Source organism: Microvirga sp. GCM10011540 (assembly GCF_042650665.1).
Lineage (GTDB): Bacteria > Pseudomonadota > Alphaproteobacteria > Rhizobiales > Beijerinckiaceae > Microvirga > Microvirga lenta.
In genome coordinates this window covers 255,832-281,403 of record NZ_JBHSBQ010000145.1, presented here as the reverse complement: position 1 = coordinate 281,403, position 25,572 = coordinate 255,832, and the positions used below count along the sequence as shown (strand labels likewise).

At 63.1% G+C, this 25,572-nt stretch carries 21 protein-coding genes; 11 read left to right on the top strand and 10 right to left on the bottom strand.

The features are described from left to right. Positions 1-60: 60 nt before the first annotated feature. The 9 genes from ACFOYU_RS27180 to ACFOYU_RS27140 form a co-directional block, all read right to left on the bottom strand. The gene (locus tag ACFOYU_RS27180) at positions 61-387 is read right to left on the bottom strand and encodes a hypothetical protein (protein ID WP_377035959.1); all 327 of its coding nucleotides are present in this window, start codon (positions 385-387) and stop codon (positions 61-63) included. Positions 388-1,434: 1,047 nt separating this feature from the next. Beyond that, positions 1,435-2,667 carry a phenylacetate--CoA ligase family protein gene (locus ACFOYU_RS27175; RefSeq protein ID WP_377035929.1) on the bottom strand — a complete coding sequence of 411 codons (1,233 nt, stop codon included), beginning with the start codon at positions 2,665-2,667 and terminating at the stop codon, positions 1,435-1,437. 37 nt (positions 2,668-2,704) lie between these two features. Then, on the bottom strand, positions 2,705-3,553 hold the full coding sequence (locus ACFOYU_RS27170) for an ABC transporter ATP-binding protein (RefSeq protein WP_377035928.1): 849 nt from the start codon (positions 3,551-3,553) through the stop codon (positions 2,705-2,707). 97 nt (positions 3,554-3,650) lie between these two features. Next, entirely contained in the window at positions 3,651-4,973 is a 1,323-nt protein-coding gene (locus ACFOYU_RS27165; RefSeq protein WP_377035927.1) for an ABC transporter substrate-binding protein, read from the bottom strand. A gap of 72 nt (positions 4,974-5,045) precedes the next feature. Beyond that, positions 5,046-6,131, bottom strand: a complete 1,086-nt coding sequence (locus ACFOYU_RS27160) for a branched-chain amino acid ABC transporter permease (RefSeq protein ID WP_226739108.1) — start codon at positions 6,129-6,131, stop codon at positions 5,046-5,048. A 12-nt stretch (positions 6,132-6,143) separates the two neighbouring features. Beyond that, positions 6,144-7,100, bottom strand: coding sequence for a branched-chain amino acid ABC transporter permease (locus tag ACFOYU_RS27155; protein WP_226739105.1), 957 nt, complete (start codon positions 7,098-7,100; stop codon positions 6,144-6,146). A gap of 9 nt (positions 7,101-7,109) precedes the next feature. Then, positions 7,110-7,910: an ABC transporter ATP-binding protein gene (locus tag ACFOYU_RS27150; protein ID WP_226739103.1), complete on the bottom strand. Its 801-nt coding sequence runs from the start codon at positions 7,908-7,910 to the stop codon at positions 7,110-7,112. Then, complete coding sequence (locus tag ACFOYU_RS27145) at positions 7,907-9,898, bottom strand: AMP-dependent synthetase/ligase (protein ID WP_377035958.1); 1,992 nt, start codon at positions 9,896-9,898, stop codon at positions 7,907-7,909. Before ACFOYU_RS27145 ends, ACFOYU_RS27150 begins: the two co-directional genes overlap by 4 nt. Positions 9,899-10,159: 261 nt before the next feature. Next, a complete protein-coding gene (locus ACFOYU_RS27140; protein ID WP_377035926.1) occupies positions 10,160-11,011 on the bottom strand; it encodes a 3-keto-5-aminohexanoate cleavage protein in 852 nt (283 codons plus the stop codon). A gap of 89 nt (positions 11,012-11,100) precedes the next feature. Between ACFOYU_RS27140 and ACFOYU_RS27135 the strand changes: the two genes are divergently transcribed. The 4 genes from ACFOYU_RS27135 (at position 11,101) to ACFOYU_RS27120 (ending at position 17,058) form a co-directional block, all read left to right on the top strand. Next, positions 11,101-11,988 carry a MurR/RpiR family transcriptional regulator gene (locus ACFOYU_RS27135; protein WP_377035925.1) on the top strand — a complete coding sequence of 296 codons (888 nt, stop codon included), beginning with the start codon at positions 11,101-11,103 and terminating at the stop codon, positions 11,986-11,988. Continuing rightward, positions 11,988-13,331 carry an aspartate aminotransferase family protein gene (locus ACFOYU_RS27130; RefSeq protein ID WP_377035924.1) on the top strand — a complete coding sequence of 448 codons (1,344 nt, stop codon included), beginning with the start codon at positions 11,988-11,990 and terminating at the stop codon, positions 13,329-13,331. Before ACFOYU_RS27135 ends, ACFOYU_RS27130 begins: the two co-directional genes overlap by 1 nt. A gap of 48 nt (positions 13,332-13,379) precedes the next feature. Next, a complete protein-coding gene (locus ACFOYU_RS27125; protein ID WP_226739093.1) occupies positions 13,380-14,354 on the top strand; it encodes a TAXI family TRAP transporter solute-binding subunit in 975 nt (324 codons plus the stop codon). 82 nt (positions 14,355-14,436) lie between these two features. Further along, positions 14,437-17,058, top strand: a complete 2,622-nt coding sequence (locus tag ACFOYU_RS27120) for a TRAP transporter permease (RefSeq protein WP_377035923.1) — start codon at positions 14,437-14,439, stop codon at positions 17,056-17,058. A 42-nt stretch (positions 17,059-17,100) separates the two neighbouring features. Here the strand turns inward: ACFOYU_RS27120 and ACFOYU_RS27115 are convergent, their stop codons facing one another. Then, entirely contained in the window at positions 17,101-18,162 is a 1,062-nt protein-coding gene (locus ACFOYU_RS27115; RefSeq protein WP_377035922.1) for a LacI family DNA-binding transcriptional regulator, read from the bottom strand. Between the two features lie 262 nt (positions 18,163-18,424). Between ACFOYU_RS27115 and ACFOYU_RS27110 the strand changes: the two genes are divergently transcribed. The 7 genes from ACFOYU_RS27110 (at position 18,425) to ACFOYU_RS27080 (ending at position 25,513) form a co-directional block, all read left to right on the top strand. Beyond that, entirely contained in the window at positions 18,425-19,945 is a 1,521-nt protein-coding gene (locus ACFOYU_RS27110; protein ID WP_377035921.1) for a sugar ABC transporter ATP-binding protein, read from the top strand. Beyond that, on the top strand, positions 19,942-20,940 hold the full coding sequence (locus tag ACFOYU_RS27105) for an ABC transporter permease (RefSeq protein ID WP_226739085.1): 999 nt from the start codon (positions 19,942-19,944) through the stop codon (positions 20,938-20,940). The genes ACFOYU_RS27110 and ACFOYU_RS27105 overlap by 4 nt, the downstream gene beginning before the upstream one ends. A gap of 58 nt (positions 20,941-20,998) precedes the next feature. After that, positions 20,999-21,949: a substrate-binding domain-containing protein gene (locus ACFOYU_RS27100; RefSeq protein WP_377035920.1), complete on the top strand. Its 951-nt coding sequence runs from the start codon at positions 20,999-21,001 to the stop codon at positions 21,947-21,949. Between the two features lie 116 nt (positions 21,950-22,065). Then, the gene (locus tag ACFOYU_RS27095) at positions 22,066-23,142 is read left to right on the top strand and encodes a sugar phosphate isomerase/epimerase family protein (RefSeq protein ID WP_377035919.1); all 1,077 of its coding nucleotides are present in this window, start codon (positions 22,066-22,068) and stop codon (positions 23,140-23,142) included. Between the two features lie 4 nt (positions 23,143-23,146). Continuing rightward, the gene (locus ACFOYU_RS27090; RefSeq protein ID WP_377035918.1) at positions 23,147-24,322 is read left to right on the top strand and encodes a Gfo/Idh/MocA family protein; all 1,176 of its coding nucleotides are present in this window, start codon (positions 23,147-23,149) and stop codon (positions 24,320-24,322) included. A 129-nt stretch (positions 24,323-24,451) separates the two neighbouring features. Continuing rightward, positions 24,452-24,859 (top strand): Fur family transcriptional regulator, encoded by a 408-nt coding sequence (locus ACFOYU_RS27085; protein WP_226739078.1) that lies wholly within the window; start codon positions 24,452-24,454, stop codon positions 24,857-24,859. Positions 24,860-25,060: 201 nt separating this feature from the next. Continuing rightward, positions 25,061-25,513: a Fur family transcriptional regulator gene (locus tag ACFOYU_RS27080; protein WP_226739076.1), complete on the top strand. Its 453-nt coding sequence runs from the start codon at positions 25,061-25,063 to the stop codon at positions 25,511-25,513. The last annotated feature ends 59 nt before the right edge of the window (positions 25,514-25,572 follow it).

The following is a 25,572-nucleotide window of genomic DNA, read 5'->3' as shown; positions in this document are numbered from 1 at the left end:
GTCCTTGCTTTCTTGGCCAGAGCTACTCCCCTTGCCGTTGAGCCAGGACCTGTTGAACCATCAGCCGCCTCTGGCAGCCCAGATTCCGAACATCAGGATCAAGCCGACGACACCGATGAAACTGACGAAAACGACCGGAAAGCCATCGTGCTTGTTGTGAGTCGCTCCGGCCTTCCAGCCCCCTCTCATCCATCGCTCGAGATTCTCATAGTGCCGCGCTATGGCAATACGGCGCGCGCTAGGGGGTGTGCCGGCGGCTTCGTCATCTGTGCCGAGCGGTGACAGACCTGGATCGAAGACGGGATTCTTGTCGCCGGTTCGGCCGCTGTCGATGTCTCCCTTGAGCATGGCAGAGGTGGGTCGCTCCGAAGCAGGCGGCGGCTCCATAGGTTTGATGGTATGGGTTGGAGGAAGATCCGAGTGATTGGCCAAGTGACTCTCCATCACAACATTGTGTAAGCGATTGTCGGGCCAAGAGGCCCGCGAACATTGGCAGTTCTGGTCTCAGGCAACTAACGCTCCGGTGCACATGAAGCTCCCTGGAGAAGCCATACCGCTGAACGGGTGCGACGATGCTCCTTGCGGGCCTCCGCGCATAAGTGACTGAGATTTCGCCGATTCCTTCCTTAAGAACCGCTGCGCGCGAGAGCTGTTCCGCAGCGCCTGCGCACCTCCTCTTTCTCCAGGCCTCGGCTTTGGAGCCAAGCCGTGCGGCAACGGAGGCTTGGAACCAGGAAGGACTGCACAAGCGTTCCTTTCCAAGGTCCTAGCGAGGGGAGAGCGTCATGAGAGGCACTTGGAAACATATTCTGGGGAGCATTCCATTCCTGGCTCTGGTGACAGGCTCACCGGCAGCCCTTTCGCAGGAGGAACGCCGCTGGGTCGATCCTCCGTCGGATACCGGGCCCGCCCCTCTAGCTCCGGCCTCACCGGCAATGCCCAACCCAGATCCTGTTCCCAAGCGTCCACAAGCGGCCAGTCCTCCGGCTCCGCCGACGAGCGTAGCATCCGAGCCGAAGGAAGCAGCGCCCGAAGCGCTTCCGGAGACACCCAAGGAGAGTGCGAAGGTACGTCAGCCCTCCCGCAAGGCCGAGGAAACGGCTGCGGCGCAAGCGGAGCCGCGGCGCAAGGCTGCAACCGCATCTCGCAAGCGGTCCTCGTCCAAGTCAAAGGCGCTGGCCGCCAAGCGCAGCAAGGCCACCACGGCCAGCCGCGCCAGTGCCAAATCTGCCAAATCGCGCGTGCAATCGGCTACCCGTCCCAGCCGAGACAGCATCCGGTCCGCAAGAATTCGGGATGCCATCGATTCAGGGCTCGAGGTGATGAGCCTCCGCACCATCGAGCTTCCCGACGGCCGCCGGGTGGATGTGCTGGTCGAGCCGAGCCCGAGAACGCTGTCCCGTCTGACTGGCGAGCCCTACTGACGCTCACAGGTCAGTCGTATCGCCGCTCGTCGGCGATGACCTTGCCATCGTTCGGCAGAGAGCCGGGGGCGACAAGGGCAACCTGCCCCTTCAGCTTCATGATGGAATGAATGGATGCGGCTATGCCTTGGGCCAGATCCTCGCTTGCCGCATCCGTCTCCGCCGATAGCGTCATGACGTCCGTCTCGCCCTCGCGGCTGACGACGAGGCGCAGGCGCCGCAATTCAGGGTGCCGTCTTCCGATCTCCGCGACCTGCTCGGGGCGCACGAACATGCCCTTCACCTTGGTCGCCTGGTCGGCTCGTCCCATCCACCCCTTGATCCGCATGTTGGTGCGACCGCACGGGCTGGGCCCTGTCATAGCGGCCGTCATATCGCCGAGCGCCAACCGGATCCACGGATGGTTGGGATCGAGGCTGGTGACGACGATTTCTCCGACCTCGCCCGGTGGAACGGGATCGCCGGTGCCGGGGCGCACGATTTCGACGATAAGGTCCTCATTGACGACGAGACCGTCGCGCGCGGAGGTCTCGTAGGCGATAAAGCCGAGATCCGCTGTGGCATAGGCCTGATAGGCTTCGATGCCCCGGCTGGTGAATTCATCCTGCAACGACCTGGGGAAGGCGGCACCGGAAACGAGCGCGCGCTTGATGCAGGATATATCCCTTCCGGCAGCGGAGGCTCCGTCGAGAAGGATCTTGAGAAAGTCCGGCGTGCCGCAATAGGCGGCGGGGCGGTAGGCTTCGATAAGCTCGAGTTGCTGCTCCGTGTTTCCCGGACCGGCCGGTATCACGGCGCAGCCAAGGGCACGCGCGCCGGAATCCATGATGAAGCCGCCCGGCGTCAGGTGATAGCTGAACGTGTTGAGAACGATGTCTCCCTTGCGGAATCCTGCCGCATAAAGCCCGCGCGCGGCCCGCCATGGGTCGGGCTGCGCCGTTTCCGGCTCGAAGATCGGCCCAGGGGACGTGAACAGGCGCCCGAAGGAGCCCGCTCCATCCGGGACAAGGCCGCCAAACGGCAACTGGGCTCTTTGCAGGGCCGGGAGCTCCGACTTGCGCAGCACCGGCAAGGTTGCAAGCGCGTCACGACTCGTGACAGCCGCTAGATCATGCCCTCGCAGTCGCTCAGCATAGGCCGGTGCCGCTACGGCACGGCTCAGGACTTCCGTCAGCTTGGCGAAAAGATCCGCTTCTCGCTCGGCCGGCTCGCGAACCTCGAGCGCGTCATAAACTTCGTTCAAAGCCGCTGTCCCCCGTGAGCCAGAATACGATGTGCGATCAAGCCAGCCAGCGCTTGCGACGCTTATAGCTCTTCACGTTGCGGAATGACTTCCGGTCTCCCTCGGAGACGCCGAGATAGAATTCCTTCACATCCTCGTTTTCACGCAGCATCTTCGCAGGACCGTCCATGACCACGCGCCCGGTTTCCAGGATATAGCCATAGGTGGCGTACTTGAGCGCCATGTTCGTGTTCTGCTCGGCAAGAAGGAAGGATACGCCTTCTGACCCGTTCAGCTTGTGAACGATTTCGAAGATTTCCTCGACGATCTGAGGGGCAAGCCCCATGGACGGCTCGTCCAGCAGGATCATGCTCGGCCGGGACATCATGGCCCTGCCGATGGCGCACATCTGCTGTTCGCCGCCGGATGTATATCCGGCCATGGAACCCCGCCGCTGCTTGAGGCGGGGAAAATACTCGTAGATGGCCTCGAGATCCCGTCGGATGGCGGCATTTCCGTCGCGCCGCGTGAAGGCCCCGGTAAGAAGGTTTTCTTCGATTGTCAGGTGTCCGAAGCAATGGCGCCCCTCAAGCACCTGAATGCAGCCGCGACGCACCAGTTCGTTGGGGGAGAGGCGGTCGATGCGCTCGCCCTTGAATTCGATGGTTCCCTTGGTGACCTCCCCGCGTTCGGCGCGGAGCAGATTCGAAATCGCCTTCAGGGTCGTCGTCTTTCCGGCTCCGTTGGCCCCGAGCAATGCGACGATGCCGCCTTTGGGAACGGTGAGCGAGACGCCCTTGAGGACCAGGATCACGTGATCGTAGATAACCTCGATATTGTTGACCGACAGAACGGTTTCCGCCGATTCCGGCTGATCCGACACGGGCATCTGGGCAGCGGTGCTCATCGGCGCATCCTCTTGGTTTCGGGTCATGTGGGCGGAAAGCCTTCCGCCCACATGCTGTTCAAGCGAGGCGTTGTTCGGGCGCCTCGGTCACGAAGGCTCAGCTCGCCTTGTCGCAGGCCTCGGTGCGCTTGGGCCAGCCGGGGTTCTTCTCGGCATAGTCCTTCGCCGCCGCATCGAGCTGGGCGCGAACCTGCTCGGTCATGGGCTGGATGGGCTCGGAGATCTTCACCCATTTGGTGCCGTCCCACTCCTGCATGAAAGCAGGGCTGTGACTGTTGTGATCAGAGCAGGTCAGCTCCATCCCGCCGGTGAAGCCTTCGAGCCCCAGTTCCTTCAGGCGGGCCGGGTCGAGCTTGATGTTCTCCATTCCACGGCGCACATCCTCGCCGGTCACGACCTTCTTGCCCGTGAGCTTCTGCGCAGTGGCGATGGCCTCCGCGATCAGAAGCGAGTTGTAGACGCCGCGGTTGTAGAGAAGCGTGCCCACACTGTCCTTCGGTGCTTTGGAAAGCCCCTTATCGACCACGTGCTTCTGGATGTCCTTCAGGGCCGGCAAGTCGGCTCCGACCGAATGCCAGTTGAGCATCTTGAAGCCCTTGGCGCCTGCGCCGCCGGCACGGGCATCGTCCTCGCTCGGCCACCACACGGAATAGAACTTGTCCATGGGATAGCCCGAACGGACCGCTTCCTTGACCGCGGCGCCGTTCATGGAGCCCCATCCCCACATGATCATGTAGTCGGGGCGATCGCGGCGCACGCTCAGCCACTGCGACGATTGGTTCTGCATGTCCTGGGCGGCGACCGGATAGAGCTTCACCTCGAAGCCGTATGTCTTTGCAAGCTCGTTGAGAAGCGGAATCGGCTCCTTGCCGAAGGCGGCATCGAGATGCAGGAATCCGATCGTCTTGCCTTTCAGTTTCTCGAGCCCCCCTTCCTTCTCGCCAATGTATTTGACGATCATCGACATGCCGTCCCAGTAGGTGGCCGGCGGATTGAAGATCCACGGGAAGATGTCGCCGCGGGCGGAGGCCGAGAGGCCGTAGGCCATGGACAGGATCGGGATCTTGTCCACCGAGGCTCGTGGAATGAGGGGAAGGGTGATGCCCGTCGACCACGGATTCACGACGACCGGGTTCTTGCCCTTCACCGACTCGTAGCATTCGACGCCCTTCTTGGTGTCGTAGCCGGTCTCGCACTCTTCAAGGGCGAGCTTCACGCCGCCGATGCCTCCGTCGCGCTCGTTGAGCATCTGGAGGTAATCATGCATGCCGTCGGCGATGTAGATGCCGGAGCCCGCAAAGGGTCCGGTGCGGTAGGTGAAGAGGGGGACGTAGACGGAATCCTGCGCGAAAGCAGGCAGGGCTGCGCCGCCGACCAAGCTCGCAACGGCTAATCCTAGGCTCAATTTACGAAACGACATTTCTCGTTTCCTCCCGTTGTTGTCCGGCTGAGCCGGATTTTCGAGTTCCCGTCTCCTTGCAAGGATCTGCCGTCAATAAGGGAACGGCCAGACCAGGAGCTTCTGTTTGCCGATCTGCCAAAGCCGCGCGAGTCCGTGCGGTTCGACGATCAGGAAGAAGATGATGAGCGCGCCCACGATCATGAAGCGCAGGTGCTCGATGGTGTCGGACCCCACCGAAATGCCGAAGGGGGAGAACATCGCCGGCAATACGATGCCGAGGACGATCGGCATGATGAAGATCAGCGCTGCGCCGAAGAACGAGCCGATCAGGCTCCCGAGACCGCCGATGATCACCATGAAGAGGATGAAGAAGGACTGATTGATGTTGAAGACGTCGTATTCCGCGCCGCCATACCACAGGAAGACCAGAAGAGCCCCGGCCACACCGCAATAGTAGGAGGAAACCGCAAAGGCTAGGAGCTTCGTCTGCAGAGGGCGGATGCCCATCAGCTCCGCGGCGAGGTCCATGTCGCGAATAGCGATCCAGGCGCGACCGATGCGGCCATGGACGAGGTTCGACGCCAGCCAGGTCAACACGACAACGATGGTGAGGACGACGAGGTAGCGCGTCTGCGGCGTCGCCGTGGCGCCGATGATCGGAACCCCGAAAAGCGTGCGCAGCGGAGCATCAAGAGCACCCGAGACATTGTAGTTCACCAGCCACGGGATGCGGATGAAGCACCACTGAAGGAAGAACTGAGCCGCCAGGGTCGCCACGGCCAGATAGAACCCCTTGATGCGCAGCGATGGCAGGCCGAAGAGCGCCCCGATGGCTGCGGAGAAGAAGCCGGACACAAAGATCCAGACGATGACGTTCACATCCGGAAAGGCCGTCATCAGTTTGTAGCAGGCGTAGGCCCCGACGCCCATGAAGGCGCCCGTGCCGAGAGACAGCAGGCCTGCATATCCCGTGAGGATGTTGAGCCCGATCGCCGCCAGCGAGAACACCAGGAACGGGATCATCACCGCCTGCAGCAGGAAGCTGTCGCCGAGAAAAGCCAGGGAATAGGCGGCCAGAATGATGACGCCAATCCCGATCTTGTCCTCCCGCAGGGGGAAGATCGCCATATCGGCTTTATAGTTCGACTTGTACTGGCCGGCCTCGCGATAGAACAACCGGAATCTCCCTTAAATTCGCTCGATGATCTTTTCGCCGAACAGGCCCTGCGGCCGGTACAGCAGGAAAAGAAGCGCAATGACGTAGGCCAGCCAAGTCTCGATACCGCCGCCGACGAGCGGCCCCCAGTAGAACTCGCCGAGCTTCTCGCCGACGCCGATGATGAGCCCGCCGATGATGGCGCCCGGAATGGACGTGAAGCCGCCGAGGATGAGAACCGGCAGCGCCTTCAGGGCGATGATCTGCAGCGCGAAGGAAACGCCTGAACGGGCGCCCCACATGATTCCGGCGACCAGTGCGACGATGCCGGCGGCGAACCACACGATGACCCAGATCTGGTTGAGCGAGATGCCGACCGAGAGCGCCGCCTTGTGACTGTCGGCCACGGCACGGAGGGCGCGCCCGATGCGGGTCTTCGAGAAGAAGACGGCCAGCACGCCGATCATGATGGATGCGATGACTGCCGCGGCGATGTCGAGGTGCTGGAAACGGACCATTCCGCCGAGAAGATCCACCTCCGTCGTTCCCTGCGGCAGATAGAGAGCGTCGGTGATCATCTCCTTCGGGCTTCCGCCGAAAATCAGCTCGCCGAAGCCGATCAGGAAATAGGTCAGACCGAAGGTGGCCATGAAGAGGATGATATCGGGCTGGTTGACCAGAGGCCTCAACACCACCCGCTCGACGGCCATGGCGAGGAGCAACATCGCCCCGACGGCAAGGAGCAGCGCCAGAAAGGCCGGCACCCCTTTCTCGTAAAGTCCCACAAGGATCAAGGCCGAGAACACGACCATGATGCCTTGCGCGAAGTTGAAGACGCCGGATGCCTTGAAGATGAGGACGAAGCCCAAGGCGATCAGAGCGTAGAGGACGCCCGAAACCAGCCCCTCCCAAAGAGTCTGCAGAAGAAGATCCGGCGCCTCCCCCATGAAGACGAAAGGCTCGATGAAGATTTTGTAGAGAATGTCCATCGTTACCTCTCAGTGCGCGACGCCGAGATAGGCATCGATCACGCGCTGATTGCTCTTCACCTCGTCCGGAGTGCCGTCCGCGATCTTCTGACCGTATTCCAGCACCACGACCCGGTCTGACAGGTCCATCACGACTCCCATGTCATGCTCGATCAAGGCGATGGTCGTGCCGAACTGCTGGTTCACCTCAAAGATGAAGCGGGACATATCTTCCTTCTCTTCCAGGTTCATGCCCGCCATTGGCTCGTCCAGCAGGAGAAGGTCGGGCTCCATGGCGAGAGCCCTCCCGAGCTCGACCCGCTTCTGGAGGCCGTAGGGAAGCCGTCCTACGGGAGTTTTTCGGATATGCTGGATTTCGAGGAAGTCGATGATCTCCTCCACCACGCGCCGGTGTGCGACCTCCTCCGTCATGGCCGGGCCATGGCGAAAGAGCTGCCAGAAGAAACTCGACCTCATCTTGAGCGAACGTCCGGCCATGATGTTGTCGAGGGTCGACATGCTCTTGAAGAGAGCCACGTTCTGGAAGGTCCGCGCGATGCCGCCCCGCGCCGCCTCGTAAGGCCGCATCTTCGGCCTCTTGAGTCCCTTGAAGGTGATGCTGCCCTCGGTCGGATAGTAGAAGCCGTTGATGCAGTTGAGCATCGACGTCTTACCGGCGCCGTTCGGCCCGATGATGGCGCGGATCTCCCCCTTCCGGATGTCGAAGGACACGTCCGTCAGAGCCTTCACTCCACCGAACCCGAGAGAGACGTTCTCGACAGCGAGGAGGACACCGTCCTTGACGGCGACGGGATTGTCGGGAGCTCTCATTCCGCGGCCTCCGGCAGGGGTGCTGCGTGCTCGATCGGATAGAGCTTCATGTCTTTCACCTTGACGCGCGCCGCGATGACGCCCTTGCGGCCATCCTCGAACGTGACCTCCGTGGAGATGTCCGCCTCGCTCGAACCGTTGTAGAGCGCCTGGATCAGGGGATCGTAACGCTCGGCAATGAAGCTGCGCCTCACCTTCTGCGTACGTGTCAGTTCACCGTCGTCCGCGTCGAGTTCCTTGTGCAGGATCAGGAAGCGCTTGATCTGGGCGCCTCCCATGCGCGGCTCGGAAGCGAGCGAGCGGTTGACCTCGTCGACATGCTTCTCGATCATGTCGTAGACCAGCGGGTGGCCGGCCAATTCCTGGTAAGACGCATAGGTCACGCCGTTGCGCTCGGCCCAGTTGCTGACCGCCACCAGATCGATGTTGATGAAGCAGCCGACGAAATCGCGCCCGTCGCCGAAGCAGACCGCCTCCTTGATGTTCGGATAGAACTTGAGCTTGTTCTCGACGTATTTCGGCGGGAAGAGCGAGCCATCCCTCATCTTGCCCACATCCTTCGCGCGGTCGATGATCTTGAGATGTCCGGTCTCGTCGAAGAAACCGGCATCACCCGACCGGACGAATCCGTCAGGCGTCTTGGTTTCGGCCGTCTTTCCGTCGTCCTTGTAGTACCCGGTAAACACCCCGGGCGAGCGATAGAGAACCTCGCCGTTTTCATCGATGCGGATCTCGACCCGCGGTGCGGGCCTCCCCACCGTGTCGGCCCGTATTTCGCCGTTGGGCTGCATGGTGATGTAAACGGAGGCTTCGGTCTGGCCGTAAAGCTGCTTCAGGTTCACGCCGATCGACCGATAGAATTTGAAGATCTCCGGTCCGATCGCCTCGCCGGCCGTGTAGCCCACCTTGACGCGGGTCATGCCGAAGCGGTTGCGCAGCGGGGCATAGACGAGAGCGTTGCCCACGTGCCAGAGCAACCGATCCCATGCGCCGACACCCGACTGGCGGTTCAGGATCCTCTCGCCGACCTTGCCCGCATGGTCGATGAAGAACTTGAACATGCGCCGCTTCAGCGCTCCTGCGTCCTCCATGCGGACCATGGTCAAGGTCAACATGCTCTCGAAGACCCGCGGCGGCGCGAAGACATATGTCGCGCCGATCTCCCGCCGGTCCTCCGCAATGGTTTCGGGGCTTTCGGGACAATTGACGCAAAGCCCTGACAGGATCGCCTGCGCATAGGAAAAGATGTGGTCGCCAACCCACGCAATGGGGAGATAGGCGATGATCTCGTCGGTCTCGTCCAGCTTGTCGAAATCGCAGCCGATTTCGGCGGCTGCAATCACGCTTTCGAAGGTCAGCATGACGCCCTTGGGCCGCCCTGTCGTTCCGGACGTATAAAGAATGATTGCGAGGTCGGAGCCCTTCCCCCTTGCCAGTTCCTGCTCCAGCCTGTCGCTCTCAGACGCGTCGCCGAGCCGGGCGCGACCTTCCTCGATGACTGAAGCGATCGCGTGCAGCCGGCTATGGTCGTAATCCCTCAGGCCCCGGTCCTCGTCATAGAGAATCCGGTCGAGCTGCGGCATCTGTTCGGAAACAGAGAGGAGCTTATCGACCTGCTCCTGGTCCTGCACCGCCGCGTGGCTCACCTCGGCATGGGCAAGCACATAAGCCATCTCCTCCGCCACGGAATCGGCGTAGACAGGAATCGGGACCGCTCCGATCCACTGTGCGGCGATCATCGTCCAGTAGAGATAGGGGCGGTTATAGCCGATGATGGCGATCTTGCTGCCACGCTTGAGCCCCAGAGCCTCCAGCCCCGACGCGTAAGCTCGAACGGCTTCGTGCACCTCGGCCCAGGTCCAGGACTGCCAGATTCCGAGATCCTTATGACGGAACGCCGTTCTGTCCGGGCGTACGCGCGCATTGCGCGCGAGCAGCTTTGGGAATGTATCGTCGCGCAAGCTTGCTGCCGTCGTCACCGACGTCACCTCCTGGGGCCCGCGCACTCAGTGAGCGCGCGATGCGGCTACGTTTCCTCTGGCGCGTAGTTGATCTACGCAATCTGCCGGCCAATGGCCGGCAGGGCTCATTCTTGAGCTTCGTTGAACGCATTCTGTATCGGCGGATAGGGATCGACAAGGGCCAACGTCCGATCCGCGACCGCTACCATGGGCTAATGCCCCTCCAGGCCGGCCGGATGCCGGAGAGCGTGACATTTCTCCGGCAGTCGGGATTGGCGGACCGGATTATCAGCTGAGGCAGGAATCCCAGGCTTGGCGCAGCATGTCGGCATCTGCGAGCCTCATGCCGCAGGTCCTAAGCGCCTGCGCCGCCCGGTCGACGAGATCGGCATTCGTCTCGGCTCTCGCGCCATCCGGAAGGTCGAGATTGTTCTCGAAACCGACGCGCACATGCCCGCCCAGGAGCCCCGCCGCAGTCACGCAGGCGGCCTCGCGACGACCGAATGCGCACACCATCCAGTGCGGGAAAGCAGGCATTCCCGGCCCGATATAGGGGAGCAGATCGCTCGGGCTCGATGTCTGCGCCACTGTGTAACGGCCCAGGGCATAAAGAACCGGAACGGATTCGAACGGTACGACGCCCCGCTTCAGCAAGGCGGCCAGCCTGACTGCCTCCTCGGGCGCATAGAGGATGAAGTGAGGGGCAATCCGCTCCCGCTGGATCCATTGCATGAACTCTGCGAAAGCGGGCTCCGAGGCTTCATCGGGAACGAGCTCTCTCAGGGCCAGCGAGACCGCCTCCGGGCGGGTTTCCCTCACGACGGCCATCTGCTCCTCGGGGCGATAGAATCCCAATGTCTCGCTGGTGATCTGAACGACCAGACGCTCTCCGACCGCTTGGCGGATTGCTGCAGAGGCCTGCCTATAGGCGTCCGCATCGAGAAGATGGCGCCCCTCGTCGTTGCGCACGTGGATGTGGATCATGCAGGCGCCTGCCGCGAGGCATTCCGAGGCGGTTCGAGCCAGCTCGTCCGGCGTCATCGGGAGGGCCGGATGGTCCGCTTTCGTCCGCCGCCCGCCATTCGGCGCAACGGCAATGCTCACCGGTGTCGGCTCCGCTTCGGTCGCTTCTGCCTGCATCGAGGGCTCCTCCAATCCAAATGTTTCCTTGATTGGGCATATCAAAACAAATGTTGCGCGGTCCGCAAGCCGAATCTAATCTCCGCCTCATGGACCCTGCTCCCCTGACAGCCAAGATCATCGCCGCCTTTCCCGATATGCCGGCGCAGCTTCAGACCGCCGCGAGGTATGTTCTAGAAAGTCCGGATGACGTGGCCCTCCTGTCCATGCGTGAGCAGGCCAGACGAGCGGGCGTGCAGCCTGCCACCATGACGCGTCTGGCCAAGCGGCTCGGGCTCGCCGGGTACGACGACATCCGGGATCTCTATGCGCAGGCCATCCGCGAGGGAGGCTTGAGCTTCGCCGGAAAGGCAGGAGCTCAGGTCGCCAGCCAGAAGGCCAAGGGCGAGCAGGCGCTCGCGGCCGAGATGGTAGTGTCCCTGACAGCCCAGATTTCGAGGCTCGGAGAGCCGGAGGCGCTGGAAAGGCTGTCCCGGGCGGCGACGCTCCTTGCATCCGCTCACCGGATCTATTGTCTCGGGTTGCGTTCGTCCCATCCCGTGGCTTGGCACATGACCTACGTGCTCTCGCTGCTGGGCGAGAAGGCGGTTCTTCTGGACGCCGTGGCCGGAGTGGGCGCGGACCCCATCAGGATGGCGACGGACAAGGACGCGCTCTTCGCCGTCAGCGTCGCCCCCTATACCCGCGCCACGATCGACATCGCCCGCTACGCCCGAACGCAAGGCATTCCCATCGTGGCGATCACCGACAGTGCCGTGTCGCCGCTGGCGCAGGTCGCCCGGATCGCCGTTCTGGTCTCCACGGAGGGACCTTCCTTCTTCCATGCCATCACCCCGGCCTTCGTCGTGGGCGAGATCCTTGCGGCTCTCGTCGCCGGGCAGGGAGGGGAGGCATCGCTTCAGGCGCTCAGGCGTACGGAAGATCAACTGACAGCCTTCAACATCCATTGGTCGCCGCAGGACGACAGGAGAACCTGATGAGCCGCATCCTTCACCGCCAAATTCACACGCCCCTGCCGATAGCCGTGGGGGGCAAAGGCGTCGAGCTGTTCGACGCCGAGGGGCGCTCCTACATCGACGCTTCGGGCGGGGCGGCCGTTTCCTGCCTCGGGCACGGACATCCCGATGTGACGGCTGCTCTTCACGCCCAGGCCGACAAGCTGGCTTATGCCCATACCAGCTTCTTCACCACGGAACCGGCAGAGGCCCTCGCAGACCGTCTGATCGAGGACGCTCCCAAGGGGATGTCCCACGTCTACTTCGTCTCCGGCGGCTCGGAGTCCGTGGAAGCCGCGCTCAAGATGGCACGGCAGTACTTCGTCGAGCTCGGCCAGCCGGAGCGGCGGAACGTCATCGCCCGGCGCCAGAGCTATCACGGCAACACTCTTGGCGCCCTCGCCACCGGCGGCAATGAATGGCGCCGAACCCAGTTCCGCCCCCTGCTCGTCGAAACCCACCACATCGACCCGTGCTTCGCCTACCGGTTTCAGCAGCCGAACGAGAGCGATCAGGACTATGCGGCTCGCGCCGCGCAGGCGCTCGAAGACAGGATCCTCGAACTCGGCCCAGAGACGGTCATGGCTTTCGTTGCGGAAACCGTCGTCGGCGCCACGGCGGGGGCCGTGCCGCCCGTTGCCGATTATCTCAGGCGCATCCGCGCCATCTGCGACCGCTACGGCGTTCTCCTCATCCTGGACGAGGTCATGTGCGGCATGGGCCGGACCGGCACTCTCCATGCCTGCGAGCAGGATGGGGTCGTGCCGGACCTCATGACCATCGCGAAAGGGCTCGGAGGCGGCTACCAGCCCATCGGGGCGGTGCTGCTCGGGCGGCATATCTTCGATTCGTTCGCGAACGGCTCCGGCTTCTTCCAGCATGGCCACACCTATCTCGGCCATCCCATGGCGTGTGCCGCCGCCCTTGCCGTACAGGAAGTTATTCGCCGCGACGGTCTCCTCGGCAACGTAAGGGAAATGGGCGCCCGGATGACCCGCCGCCTCGGGGAGCGCTTCGGCAACCACCCCCATGTTGGGGATATTCGCGGTCGCGGCCTCTTCATGGCGGTCGAATTGGTGGAGGACCGCTCGACCAAAGCGCCCTTTGACCCTAAAGAGAAGCTTCACGCGCGCATCAAGCGTGAAGCGATGGCGCGGGGTCTCATGGTCTATCCCATGGGCGGAACGATCGACGGAGCCCGAGGCGACCATGTGCTGCTGGCCCCGCCTTTCATTGTCGATGAACAGATCGTCGACGCAATCGTGGAGCGCTTGGGAGATGCCGTGGACGCGGCTCTCGCAGGCGTCAAACTGAAGGCCGCTTGAAGGCCGGCGCTGACCGGTCCTCAGGAGGCCTCGCAAGAGGGAAACGAAATGAACGTTTTGACGAAATCTCTGGTCGGCGTCGCGACCGCCGCCCTGACTTTCACGGCCATTCCGGCTCAGGCCCAGCAGAAGTTCGTGACCATCGGCACCGGCGGCGTGACCGGAGTGTACTACGCGGTCGGCGGCGCCATCTGCCGTTTGGTCAACAAGGACCGCAAGGACCACGGCCTGCGCTGCTCGGTCGAATCGACCGGCGGCTCCGCTTACAACGTCAACACCATCAAGGCCGGTGAGCTCGACCTCGGCCTTGCCCAGTCGGACGTGCAGTACAACTCCCTCAAGGGTGAGGGCGCCTTCAAGGACAGCGGTGCCTTCGGCGATCTGCGCGCGGTCTTCTCGGTCCACCCGGAGCCCTTCACGGTTCTGGCCCGCAAGGAAGCCAACGTTTCCGACTTCCAGGATCTCAAGGGCAAGCGCGTGAACGTCGGCAATCCCGGCTCCGGCACCCGCGCTTCCATGGAGCAGCTGCTCGGCGCGCTCGGCTGGAAGCTGTCGGACTTCTCGCTCGCCTCCGAGCTGAAGGCCGACGAGCACGGCCCCGCCCTGTGCGACAACAAGATTGACGCCTTCTTCTACGGCGTCGGCCATCCTTCGGCGAACATCCAGGACCCGACCACGACCTGCGGCGCCAAGCTCGTCTCGATCACGGGACCTGCCGTCGACAAGCTCGTGGCCGAGAATCCTTATTACGCCAAGGCGACGATCAAGGGCGGCCTCTACAACAACAACCCGCAGGACACGAACACCTACGGCGTGCTTGCGACGGTCGTGACCTCGGCCAAGGTTCCGGAAGAGACCGTCTATCAGATCACGAAGGCGGTGTTCGAGAACTTCAACGAGTTCAAGTCGCTCCACCCGGCCTTCGCCAATCTCGAGCCCGAGAAGATGATCAAGGACGGCCTTTCCGCTCCGCTCCACCCCGGCGCGGCCAAGTACTACAAGGAAAAGGGCTGGCTGAAGTAAGCTGGCCATAAGCTGGAAGCCTACTAAAATGGGGGCGGCTCAGGGCCGCCCCTTTACCTTGTCCGGACCAAGGATAGAGATCATGTCGACAACCGAGAAAACCGCGATCGCCCCTTCCGCGGAGCTGGAACAGCTCGTCGCCGAGGCCGACACGGGAGGGCGCAAGCCGACAGGTTACGCCGCCGCCCTCATCACGGGTGTCGCCATCGCGTGGTCCCTCTTCCAGATCTGGTACGCCTCGCCGCTGCCCTTCGTGCTCGGCTTCGGCATCTTGAACGACACGGAAGCGAGATCCATCCATCTCGGGCTTGCGCTCTTTCTGGCCTTCACGGCCTATCCGGCCTTTCGCTCGTCCCCCCGTTCCTACGTCCCCACATTCGATTGGGTGCTCGCCGTCGCGGGCGCCTTCGCCGGGGCCTATCTCTTCCTGTTCTACCGCGATCTCGCGACCCGCCCCGGTCAGCCGATCCTGATCGACCTCGTGACGGCGGGAGCGGGCATCCTCCTTCTTCTGGAGGCGACACGCCGGGCTCTCGGCATGCCGATGGTGATCGTCGCCTCGGTCTTCATTCTTTTCACTTTCGCCGGCCCCTACATGCCGGATGTGTTGCTGCACAAGGGCTCTTCGATCTCGAAGTTCCTTCAGCATCAGTGGCTGACGACCGAAGGCGTGTTCGGTATCGCTCTGGGCGTTTCCACGAGCTTCGTCTTCCTCTTCGTGCTGTTCGGCACGCTGCTCGACAAGGCGGGGGCCGGCAACTGGATGATGCAGATCTCCATTGCCCTTCTCGGCCATCTTCGGGGCGGACCGGCCAAGGTCGCCGTCGTTTCCTCGGCGCTCAACGGGGTCGTGTCGGGCTCCTCCGTTTCCAACGTCGTTTCGGGCGGCATCTTCACGATCCCGCTCATGAAGCGGACCGGCCTTTCCGGCGTCAAAGCCGGCGCCATCGAGGCGGCGTCGTCCATCAACGGACAGATCATGCCGCCCGTGATGGGTGCCGCCGCATTCCTCATGGTGGAATATGTCGGCATTCCCTATGCGCAGATCGTGACGCACGCCCTGCTGCCGGCCATCGCATCCTACATCGCACTTCTCTACATCGTGCATCTCGAGGCGCTGAAGATCGGAGCAAAGCCGATCCCGCGCGAGCCCATGCCGGCGAAGATGAGACTGCTGCGCACCGGCCTCGGCCTCAGCGGCTCGGTGGTGGTGCTCTGCCTGCTCTATTACGGCGTCATCGGCGTCCAGGCGGCCTTCGGAGACGGCTCTCCGTGGATTCTCGGCACTGCAGCGCTCCTGGTTTACATTGGAACGGTCGCCTATGCGGCACGCTTTCCCGATCTCGAGCTCGACGATCCGAACACGCCGATCATTACGCTTCCTCGCGCCTGGGAGGTGACCCGGACGGGTCTGGACTTCCTGATCCCGCTGGTCGTCCTGCTGTGGTGTCTGATGGTCGAGGAGATGTCCCCCGGGCTGTCCGCCTTCTGGGCGACGCTGACGATCATCGGCATCGTCGCCACCCGGCGCCCGCTGCTCGCCCTGTTCCGGCGCCAATCCGTCGGCGTCGCGATGAAAGCGGCCTTGGCCGATCTGATGGAGGGCTTCGCGGTCGGCGCCCGCAACATGATCGGCATCGCCATCGCCACGGCGACGGCCGGCATCATCGTCGGAACCGTGACCTTGACCGGCCTCGGCCTCATGATGACCGAGGTCGTCGAGTTTATCTCCGGCGGCAACGTCATCATCATGCTCATCCTGATCGCCGTCATCAGCCTCATCCTCGGCATGGGCATTCCGACGACGGCCAACTACATCCTGGTCGCCACTCTCATGGCTCCGGTGGTCGTGGAGCTCGGTGCCCAGGCAGGACTGGCGATTCCATTGATCGCGGTCCACCTCTTCGTCTTCTACTTCGGCATCATGGCCGACATCACCCCACCCGTTGGCCTGGCCTCCTTCGCGGCGGCGGCGATTTCGCGCGAGGATCCGATCGCAACCGGGTTCCAGGGGGCGTTCTATGCCCTGCGGACGGCTCTCCTGCCGTTCATCTTCATCTTCAACCCCGCCATGCTGCTCATCGGGGTGCAGAACTGGGCCGATGCCGCCCTCATCATCGGGGTCAATATCGCGGCGATCCTCATCTTTTCGGCCGCCACCATGAACTACTTCGTGACCCGCAGCCGGCTGTGGGAAAGCGCCGTTCTCCTCATCGTGTGCTTTGCCCTGTTCCGCCCGGACTGGTGGCTCAACCAGGTTCATCCGGCGACGGTGGAGGCACCTGCGAGCGAGCTGATGACGGAAGTGGCGCAGGCGCCCGCCAATCACCGCCTCGCCTTCGTGGTCGAGGGAATGACCATCGAGGGCGACGATGTGCGCAAGACCGTCAGCCTGAACCTCGGCGAGCAGAAGCCGACCCCGCAGGAGCGTCTACGGGCCGCTGGCCTGACCGTTGTCGGTCTTGGCGGACAGCTCACGATCAGCAACGTCGCCTTCGGATCCTACGCCAAGCGCGTCGGGCTGGAGCCCGGCTATCAGGTCGTGGCCGTCATCCAGCCGGCTCCCGGACGCCCCTCCACCGTCTGGGTCTATGTTCCGGCCTTTGCGGTGGTGGGGCTGATCTGGTGGCTCCAGAGGCGGCGGGCGAGAACCGCTCATGATGCCGCCGCTGCCCCGGAACTTGCGGTCAGACACACCACCTGATGCCTCGGTCCTCGCCGGTGAGTGGGCGGGGACAGTTTCAGATCAGCGAAGGTCAGCGACGCTGTCGCGAATGATCAGGTCGGTCTTGAGGCGGATGCGCTTGGGCGCCATGCGCCCCTGCAGGAGGTCGATCAACGTACTGGCTGCAGCCTGCCCCAATTCCCGCCGGGGCTGGTGGACCGTCGTCAGGGCCGGTTGGGCTGCGGCCGCGAACTCTATGTCGTCGAAGCCGGCCACGGATATGTCGTCAGGCACACGCAGACCTGCGGAACGCAGGGTCCGCACGAGCCCGATCGCCATTTCGTCGCTGGTGCAGAATACGGCCGTCGGCCGCTCGGGCTTGGCGAGCAGGAGCTGACCGGCCTGCGTTCCCGAATCAAGGGTGTAATCCCCCGGAAGGACGAGGGCAGGATCGAACGGGAGATCCCAGGCCCGCAAGCCTTCGCGGTAGCCTTTGAAGCGCTCATGCTCCAGCACGTTCTCGGGCGGGCCACTGACATAGGCGATGCGCCGGTGTCCGAGCGAGGCGAGGTGCTGGGTCATCCGACGGGCCGCGGCCCGGTTGTCGATCTCGATCTGAGGAATGTCCGCGCCTGGAATGGCCTCGCAGAGCGCGACCAGAGGGATGTTGAGGTTGGCAGGCGTCCCCTTCCCGTCTCTGCTCTGCCCGAAGAGGTGCCCGTTGAGGAGAATGGCGCCATCGACCCGCCCCGCCGCCGTGAAAGCCGCGAAATGCGCCTCCTTTTCGGGGGAGCCGTCGAGATCGCTGATGATCATGCCGTAGCCGGCATCGAAAAGCGTCTCCTCGATGCCGCGCAGGATCCTGGAGAAGAACATGTTCGCCAGGTCGGGTAGAACCACGAGCACCATGTAGGTCTTCTGCGAGCGCAGTGAACGCGCGGCGGGATTGGGCACGTAGCCGGTCTTCGCGATGGCATCGAACACGCGCGCACGCGCCTCGGGAGAGACCCGATCCGGAGTCGCCAAGGCTCGGCTCACGGTCGCCGTCGAGACGTCGGCCAGCCGCGCGACGTCCTGGATCCGCGCAGCGCGCGCTTGGCCGTCGCCGGGCCTAAGCCTGCGTTTTTGTCCGATTTCGTCCATCGCCCTTTCCCACAGGCGCTCCTGTTTGACAGAGGCAATCATTGCGGTAAAGTGAATGTAATCGTTTACATGGGAGCGTTGTCAAACCCTGCACCGCTCTCAAGCCATCGAAGCGTCCCGCAAGAGGACGCAGACACATCTGGAGGAAACGAATGCCGGCTCTTGCGTCTTCAGGCTGATCCGTAGCGGCGCATTCGCGCCCGATTGAGCGTTTTCGCCAACCGAAAGCGGCCCATCCGTTCGAAACGGTCCGGAGCAGTCCATGGCCTCTGTTCTTCGCGCAGACAATATTTCGAAATCCTTTGGTCCCATCGAGGTTCTGAGCGGCATTTCGCTCGACCTGAGGCCGGGCGAAGTCCACGCGGTCATCGGCGAGAACGGTGCGGGCAAGTCGACCCTGATGCGCATCCTTTCGGGGCACCTCCCGCCAACGAAGGGCAGCCTCTTCCTGAACGATCAGCCGACCACCTTCTCGGGCCCCGTCGACGCCGAGAACCGAGGGATCGTGCTCGTCCACCAGGAAATTCTGCTCGCGGAGGATCTGACGGTCACACAGAACCTCTTCCTCGGACGCGAGCTGCGGCGTTTCGGTTTCGTGGACGACAGGGCGATGCGGGAGCAAACCCGCGCGGCTCTGGCGGAGCTCGGCTCCTCCATCGACCCCGACCGGGAGGTGCGCCGCCTCTCCATCGCCGACCGGCAGCTCGTCCAGATCGCCCGTGCCCTTCTCGTGCCGCACAAGGTGGTCGCGTTTGACGAGCCGACTGCCGTCCTCACCCCGATCGAGGCCGAGAGCCTCTTTCAGATCATCCGCCGGCTGCGAGCCCAGGGCGTGGCGATCCTCTACATTTCTCATCGTCTCAACGAGGTGAAGGCGGTTGCGGATCGAGTGACCGTGCTCCGCGACGGCCGCCTCGTCACCGTCCGGGACATCGAGGGGCTCGAGCCGCTGGAAATGGCGCGCCTCATGGTGGGGCGGGACATGTCCAAACTCTATCCCGACAAGCCCTTGACCGCTTCCGACCAAGACATTCTCTCCGTGCGGAACTTGGTCGTGCCGGGCTATGTGGAGGACGCCTCGTTCACGCTCCGCCGTGGCGAAATCCTCGGATTCGGCGGCCTCATCGGCGCCGGGCGCACCGAATTGTTCGAGGGCCTCGTCGGCCTTCGTCCCAGCCATGGCTCGATCGCCATCGATGGCCGCAACGTTCATTTCCGCGACGCGCGCGAAGCCATGGCAGCCGGTGTCGTCTACCTGTCGGAGGACCGGAAAGGCAAAGGCCTCCTCCTTCAGCAGGACCTGCGGGTCAACCTGACCCTGGCTGCGTTGGACAAGTTCGGGCGTGGCTCGTTCATCGACGTGCCCGCCGAGGAAAGAGCGCTGGATGCGGCCGTGAGGGATTTCGACATCCGCGCCCGACGGCGGGACCTGCTGGCCGGGCAGCTCTCCGGCGGGAACCAGCAAAAGCTTCTTCTTGCGAAGATGATGCTGGTGGAGCCCCGCATCGTCATCATCGATGAGCCGACCCGAGGGGTCGATATCGGGACGAAGGAGCAGATCTATCGCTTCATCGCATCCCTGGCCGAACAGGGTCGATCCGTCATCGTCATCTCCTCGGAGATGCAGGAGCTGATCGGCCTGTGCCATCGCGTTCTCGTCATGCGCAACGGGCGGATCGCGGGTGAGGTGGCTCAGGCCGAGCTCTCGGAAGATGCAATCGTCTATCTCGCAACAGGCGTCCACGAGGAAAGGGCGGCGGATATCGCCGCAGGCCATGCATGACCGAAACCGTGCTTCGCACCACCCCTGAAAAGCGCAGATTCACTGTCGACATGCGGGCGCTCTCGCCCTTCATTGCGCTGATCGTCCTCGTGATCGCGGGCGCGCTGATCAATCCGGATTTCCTGACCGCGTCGAACATCCTGAACGTGGTGACGCGCTCGGCATTCATCGCCATCATCGCCGTCGGCGCGACCTTCGTGATCGCCGGGGGCGGTCTCGACCTTTCCGTCGGCTCCATGGCGGCGCTCGTTGCCGGCGTCATGATCCTGACCCTGAACAATCTCGGTGGCGGCGATATGGGAACGCTGGCGATCGGCATGGCCGCTGCCATTGCCCTGGGCGCCGCGTGCGGCCTCGCGAACGGCCTCATCGTCACATTCGGCCGGATCGAGCCCTTCATCGTGACGCTTGGCACCATGGGCATTTTCCGCTCGCTGGTCATCTGGCTCGCGGCCGGCGGCACCATCACCATGCGCAGCTCGGAGTTGCGCGAGCTCTATCGCCCCGTCTACTTCGGCGACATCGCCGGCATTCCCGTGCCGATCATCGCCTTTCTCGTGGTCGCTGCGATCGGTGCCTTGATCCTCTACAAGACGTCCTTCGGACGCCACGTGATCGCCCTCGGCTCGAACGAGGACGTGGCACGCTACTCGGGCGTTCCGATCTGGCGGGTCCGCACGCTGACCTATGTCATTCAGGGCATCTGCGTCGGCATCGCGATCCTGGTCTACGTGCCGCGCCTGGGATCGGCCACCCCCACCACAGGGCTGCTCTGGGAGCTCCAGGCCATCACGGCGGTCGTCATCGGCGGCACGGCGCTGCGCGGCGGCATAGGGCGTGTCTGGGGCACCGTCGTCGGCGCCATCATCCTGGAGCTCGTCGCCAACATCATGGTCCTGTCGAACTTCGTCTCCGAGTTTCTCGTGGGCGCGGTCCAGGGTGCCATCATCATTATCGCCATGCTCGTGCAGCGCTCTCTTCAGCGCGGGCGATGAAGCCGGTCGGGGTCCACCGGAAGCAAGAAGGACTCAGCCAACCCTCAGGGAGGAAAACATGAGAGGAAAGGCACTGAAACTGGCAGCTGCAGCAGGCCTCTTCGCCGGGCTTGCGACGGGCGCCTTCGCTCAGCAGAAGAACGTGACCATCGGCGTCTCCATTCCGGCCGCGACTCATGGCTGGACCGGCGGTGTCGTCTATCACGCGCAGGAAACCGCCAAGCAACTGGAGAAAACCTATCCGGGCCTGAAAGTCGTGGTGAAGACCTCGCCCGACGGCGCGTCCCAGGCCAATGCGCTCGACGACCTGTCGGCGCAGAATATCGATGCGCTCGTCGTCCTGCCCTTCAACTCGGACGAGCTCACGAACCCGGTCGGCGAGGTCAAGAAGCGCGGCACCTTCATCACCGTCGTGGACCGCGGCCTCAAGGATGCCTCGATCCAGGACATCTACGTGGCGGGCAACAACCCGGAATTCGGCCGTGTCGCCGGCAAGTACTTCGTCGACAACCTGAAGGAAGGCAACGTCGTGGTCCTCCGCGGCATCCCGACCGTGATCGACGAAGAGCGCGTCACCAATTTCGAGAAAGCCGTCCAGGGCTCCGGCGTGAAGGTCATCGACAAGCAATACGCGAACTGGAACCGGGACGACGCCTTCCGGGTGATGCAGGACTACCTCGCCAAGCATCCGAAGATCGATGCCGTCTGGGCATCGGACGACGACATGGCGCTGGGCGTTCTGGAAGCCATTCGGCAGGCGAAGCGGGACGACGTCAAGTTCGTCCTCGGCGGCGCCGGCATGAAGGATATGGTCAAGCGTGTGATGGACGGGGACAAGATGGTGCCGGCCAACGTGTCCTATCCTCCGGGAATGATCGCGACCGCGATGTACGTGACCGCGGGACAGTTCTTCGCCAATGCTCCGATGCGCGGCACCTATGTGATCAATGCCGAGCTGATCACGAAGGACAACGCGAAGAACTTCTACTTCCCCGATTCACCGTTCTAACCGGCTCGTCTCTCGCCCTTTCCCACGGGAAGGGGCGAGGACAACGGTAAGGCGCCGATAACCGCAGTGGCGACTTTCCCTTGTCCTTCAATATCAAAGCCCCAGGGAGTTAGCCCATGAAAACCATGAAGGGTCCAGGCCTTTTCCTTGCCCAGTTCGCAGGCGACGAGGCTCCGTTCAACTCGCTGGACTCGATCTGTCGCTGGGCGGCGGCACTCGGCTACAAAGGGGTGCAGATTCCCACATGGGACGCTCGCCTCTTCGACCTGAAAAAGGCGGCCGAGTCCGACACCTATTGCGACGAGATCCAGGGCATCGTCCAGAGTCATGGCCTCGACATAACCGAGCTGTCGACCCATCTGCAGGGCCAGCTCGTTGCGGTTCACCCTGCATTCGACGAGGCATTCGATGGGTTTGCGGCTCCCGAGGTGAGAGGCAATCCGAAGGCACGGCAGGCCTGGGCCGTCGAACAGATGCTCATGGCGGCGCAGGCCTCCAGGCGCCTTGGCCTCACCGTCAGCGTGTCCTTCTCGGGCGCCCTCGCCTGGCCCTTCGTCTATCCCTGGCCGCAGCGGCCGACGGGTCTCATCGAGACCGCCTTCGAAGAGCTGGGACGGCGCTGGCGCCCGATCCTCGATGCCTATGAGGATGCAGGCTGCGACGTCGCCTACGAGATTCATCCTGGGGAAGACATCCACGACGGCGCGACCTTCGAGCGCTTCGTCGACGCGGTTGGCGGCCATGCCCGCGCCTGCATCAACTACGATCCCAGCCACTTTCTGCTGCAGCAGCTCGACTACGTCGCCTTCATCGATCTCTACCACGACCGCATCAAGGCCTTCCACGCCAAGGACGCGGAGTTCAACCCCACGGGCCGTGTCGGCGTCTATGGCGGGTACGAGAGCTGGATCAATCGAGCCGGACGGTTCCGGTCCCTGGGAGACGGACAGGTGGACTTCACCGCAATCTTCTCCAAGCTGGCCCAATACGATTACGATTCCTGGGCCGTTCTCGAGTGGGAATGCGCCTTGAAGCATCCGGAGGACGGCGCGCGCGAGGGCGCCGAGTTCATCAGGAATCACATCATCCGCGTGACGGAGAAGGCGTTCGACGACTTCGCCGCCGGCGGAACGGACGAGGCCGCCAACCGGCGGATGCTCGGCATCGAAACAATGCGTGCGGCCGCGGAGTGAGACGATGACGATTACCGCATCTCAGGATCAAAAGCTGAGCCGCCGCCTCCGTCTCGGCATGGTCGGCGGCGGGCGCGGGGCTTTCATCGGTGCGGTGCACCGGATCGCGGCCCGGCTGGATGATAGATGGGAGCTCGTCGCGGGCGCCCTTTCCTCGGACCCGGAGCGCGCCCGTGTGTCGGGAGAGGACCTCCTTCTGAAACCGGATCGCGTCTATGGCGACTTCAACGAGATGGCGCGCCGGGAACGGCGTCTGAAGGACGGGATTGATGCTGTCGCCATCGTGACGCCGAACCATGCCCACGCCGCTGCCGCCCGTGCCTTTCTCAAGGCCGGCATTCATGTGATCTGCGACAAGCCCCTCACGACCACGAGGCGGGAGGCCGATCAGCTCGCGAAGCTCGCCCAGGAATCCGGTCTGATCTTCGCGGTGACCCATAACTACACAGGATACCCGCTGGTGCGTCAGGCCCGGTCGATGGCGAAGGACGGCCAACTCGGCAAGATCCGGGTCGTGCAGGTGGAATATGCCCAGGACTGGCTTGCCACCCGCACGGAAGAGACGGGCAACAAGCAGGCGGAGTGGCGGACGGATCCGGCCCGGTCCGGCCCTGCCGGGGCGGTCGGCGATATCGGCACCCACGCGTTCAACCTGGTCGAGTTCATGACCGGCGACGAGGTGACGTCTCTTTCTGCCGAGTTGCACACCTTCGTGGAAGGCCGCAGGCTCGACGACAATGCGCACATGATGCTGCGCTTCGCCTCCGGCGCCCGCGGCATGCTCTGGTGCAGCCAGGTTGCGTCGGGTCAGGAGAACGGCCTGCGCATCCGGATCTACGGAGAGAAGGCCGGTCTCGAATGGCACCAGGAGAATCCCAACCTGCTGGTGTTCTCGCCTCTCGGAGAGCCGCCACGGCTCATCCGCCGCAACGGTGCCGGGGCGAACGACGTGTCGCGCGCGGCCTCCCGCATCCCGGGAGGGCATCCCGAAGGGTATCTCGAGGGCTTCGCGCAGATCTACACCGATGTGGCCGAGCAGATCGCGGCGCGTCTCGAGGGACGGGATCCCGATCCGCTCTCGCTCCAGGCCCCCACGGTCGAGCACGGGGTCAGGGGCGTCCGCTTCATCGATGCCGCCGTCCGCTCCTCTCAGAGGAAGGCGGCCTGGGTCGACCTCTGATCGACCGTTCCGGACGAGTCCCGCAATCGCTCTTGCCACGGTGGCGGGTCTCCGTCAGGAAGACCTGAGGATGCTCATTCAAAAATGGCCGGTTGGAGCCTATATGATGAGCATCGCAGGTGGAAATCGATGGCGCCGACACATCACAACCATGCCGTAGACGAGTTGAACGAGACGCAGAAGCGCGTCTATCGGATCCTGGTCGCCGCTCAGAATCCGCTCTCGGCCTACGAGGTTCTGGATCGGATGCGGTCGAAGGGCGCCGTTACGCCGCCGACGGTCTACCGTTCCCTCGACAAGCTCATCGAGAAGGGACTGGCGCACCGACTCGAGAGCCTCAACGCCTATGTCACCTGCAGCCATCCTCACCATCACGACATGGCAGCCTTTGCCATCTGCGAGGAATGCGGATCGGTGAAGGAATTCACCGACTCGCAGATCAGCGAGCGCCTGTCTCACTGGAGTGACGCCCACGCGTTTTCCCCAAAGAAAGTCACCGTTGAGGTCAGGGGACTTTGCGAAACCTGCGCAAAGTAGAATAGCGGCACTTTTCCCGAAATTTCTTTCCGGCACCGGATGTTAGTGCCGATTCCGGCGATCCGGGCGCGCTTTCCGACAAGCACGCGTGGCTGCATTCATCTGCATAATTGCAAGTAGAAATTGCAACGATACCACATTGTGCAAGCCAGGCTTTACCTATATGAACATATAGGATTCGTAGTAACAGGAGCCAGGTTCATGAGTGCCCGAGCCCTCAAGAAAGAGGAAGAGGAAAATCTCCTCCGCCGCGCCGACGATTTGTGCCGCGAGAACAATCTGCGGCTGACGCCCATCCGTGAGCGCGTTTATCGCGAACTCGTCCAGAGCGGGGGACCGGTCGGGGCCTATGACCTCGTCGACCGCCTGAGCAGCGACAAGAAGCGCCTTGCGCCGGTGACGATCTACCGGGCCCTGGATTTCCTGCGCGACGCCGGCCTCGTGCATCGGCTTGCGACGCAGAACTCCTACATCGTCTCGCACGGTCAGCCGGAAGTGAATGCGATGAAGGTCATGTTCGTCTGCACGAAGACCGGGGAGACGGTCGAGGTCCACTCGACCGAAGTCGCCGAAGCGGTCCGAAAGGCTGCGGAGCAGGCAGGCTTCAAGAATCTGTCGCCCTTCATCGAAGTCGAGGGCGAGATTTCCCGCTAAAGATCAGGGCAGGTGCCGGCAAGGCCCTGCCCTTTTAAATACCAGAATCGAAAGGCCGG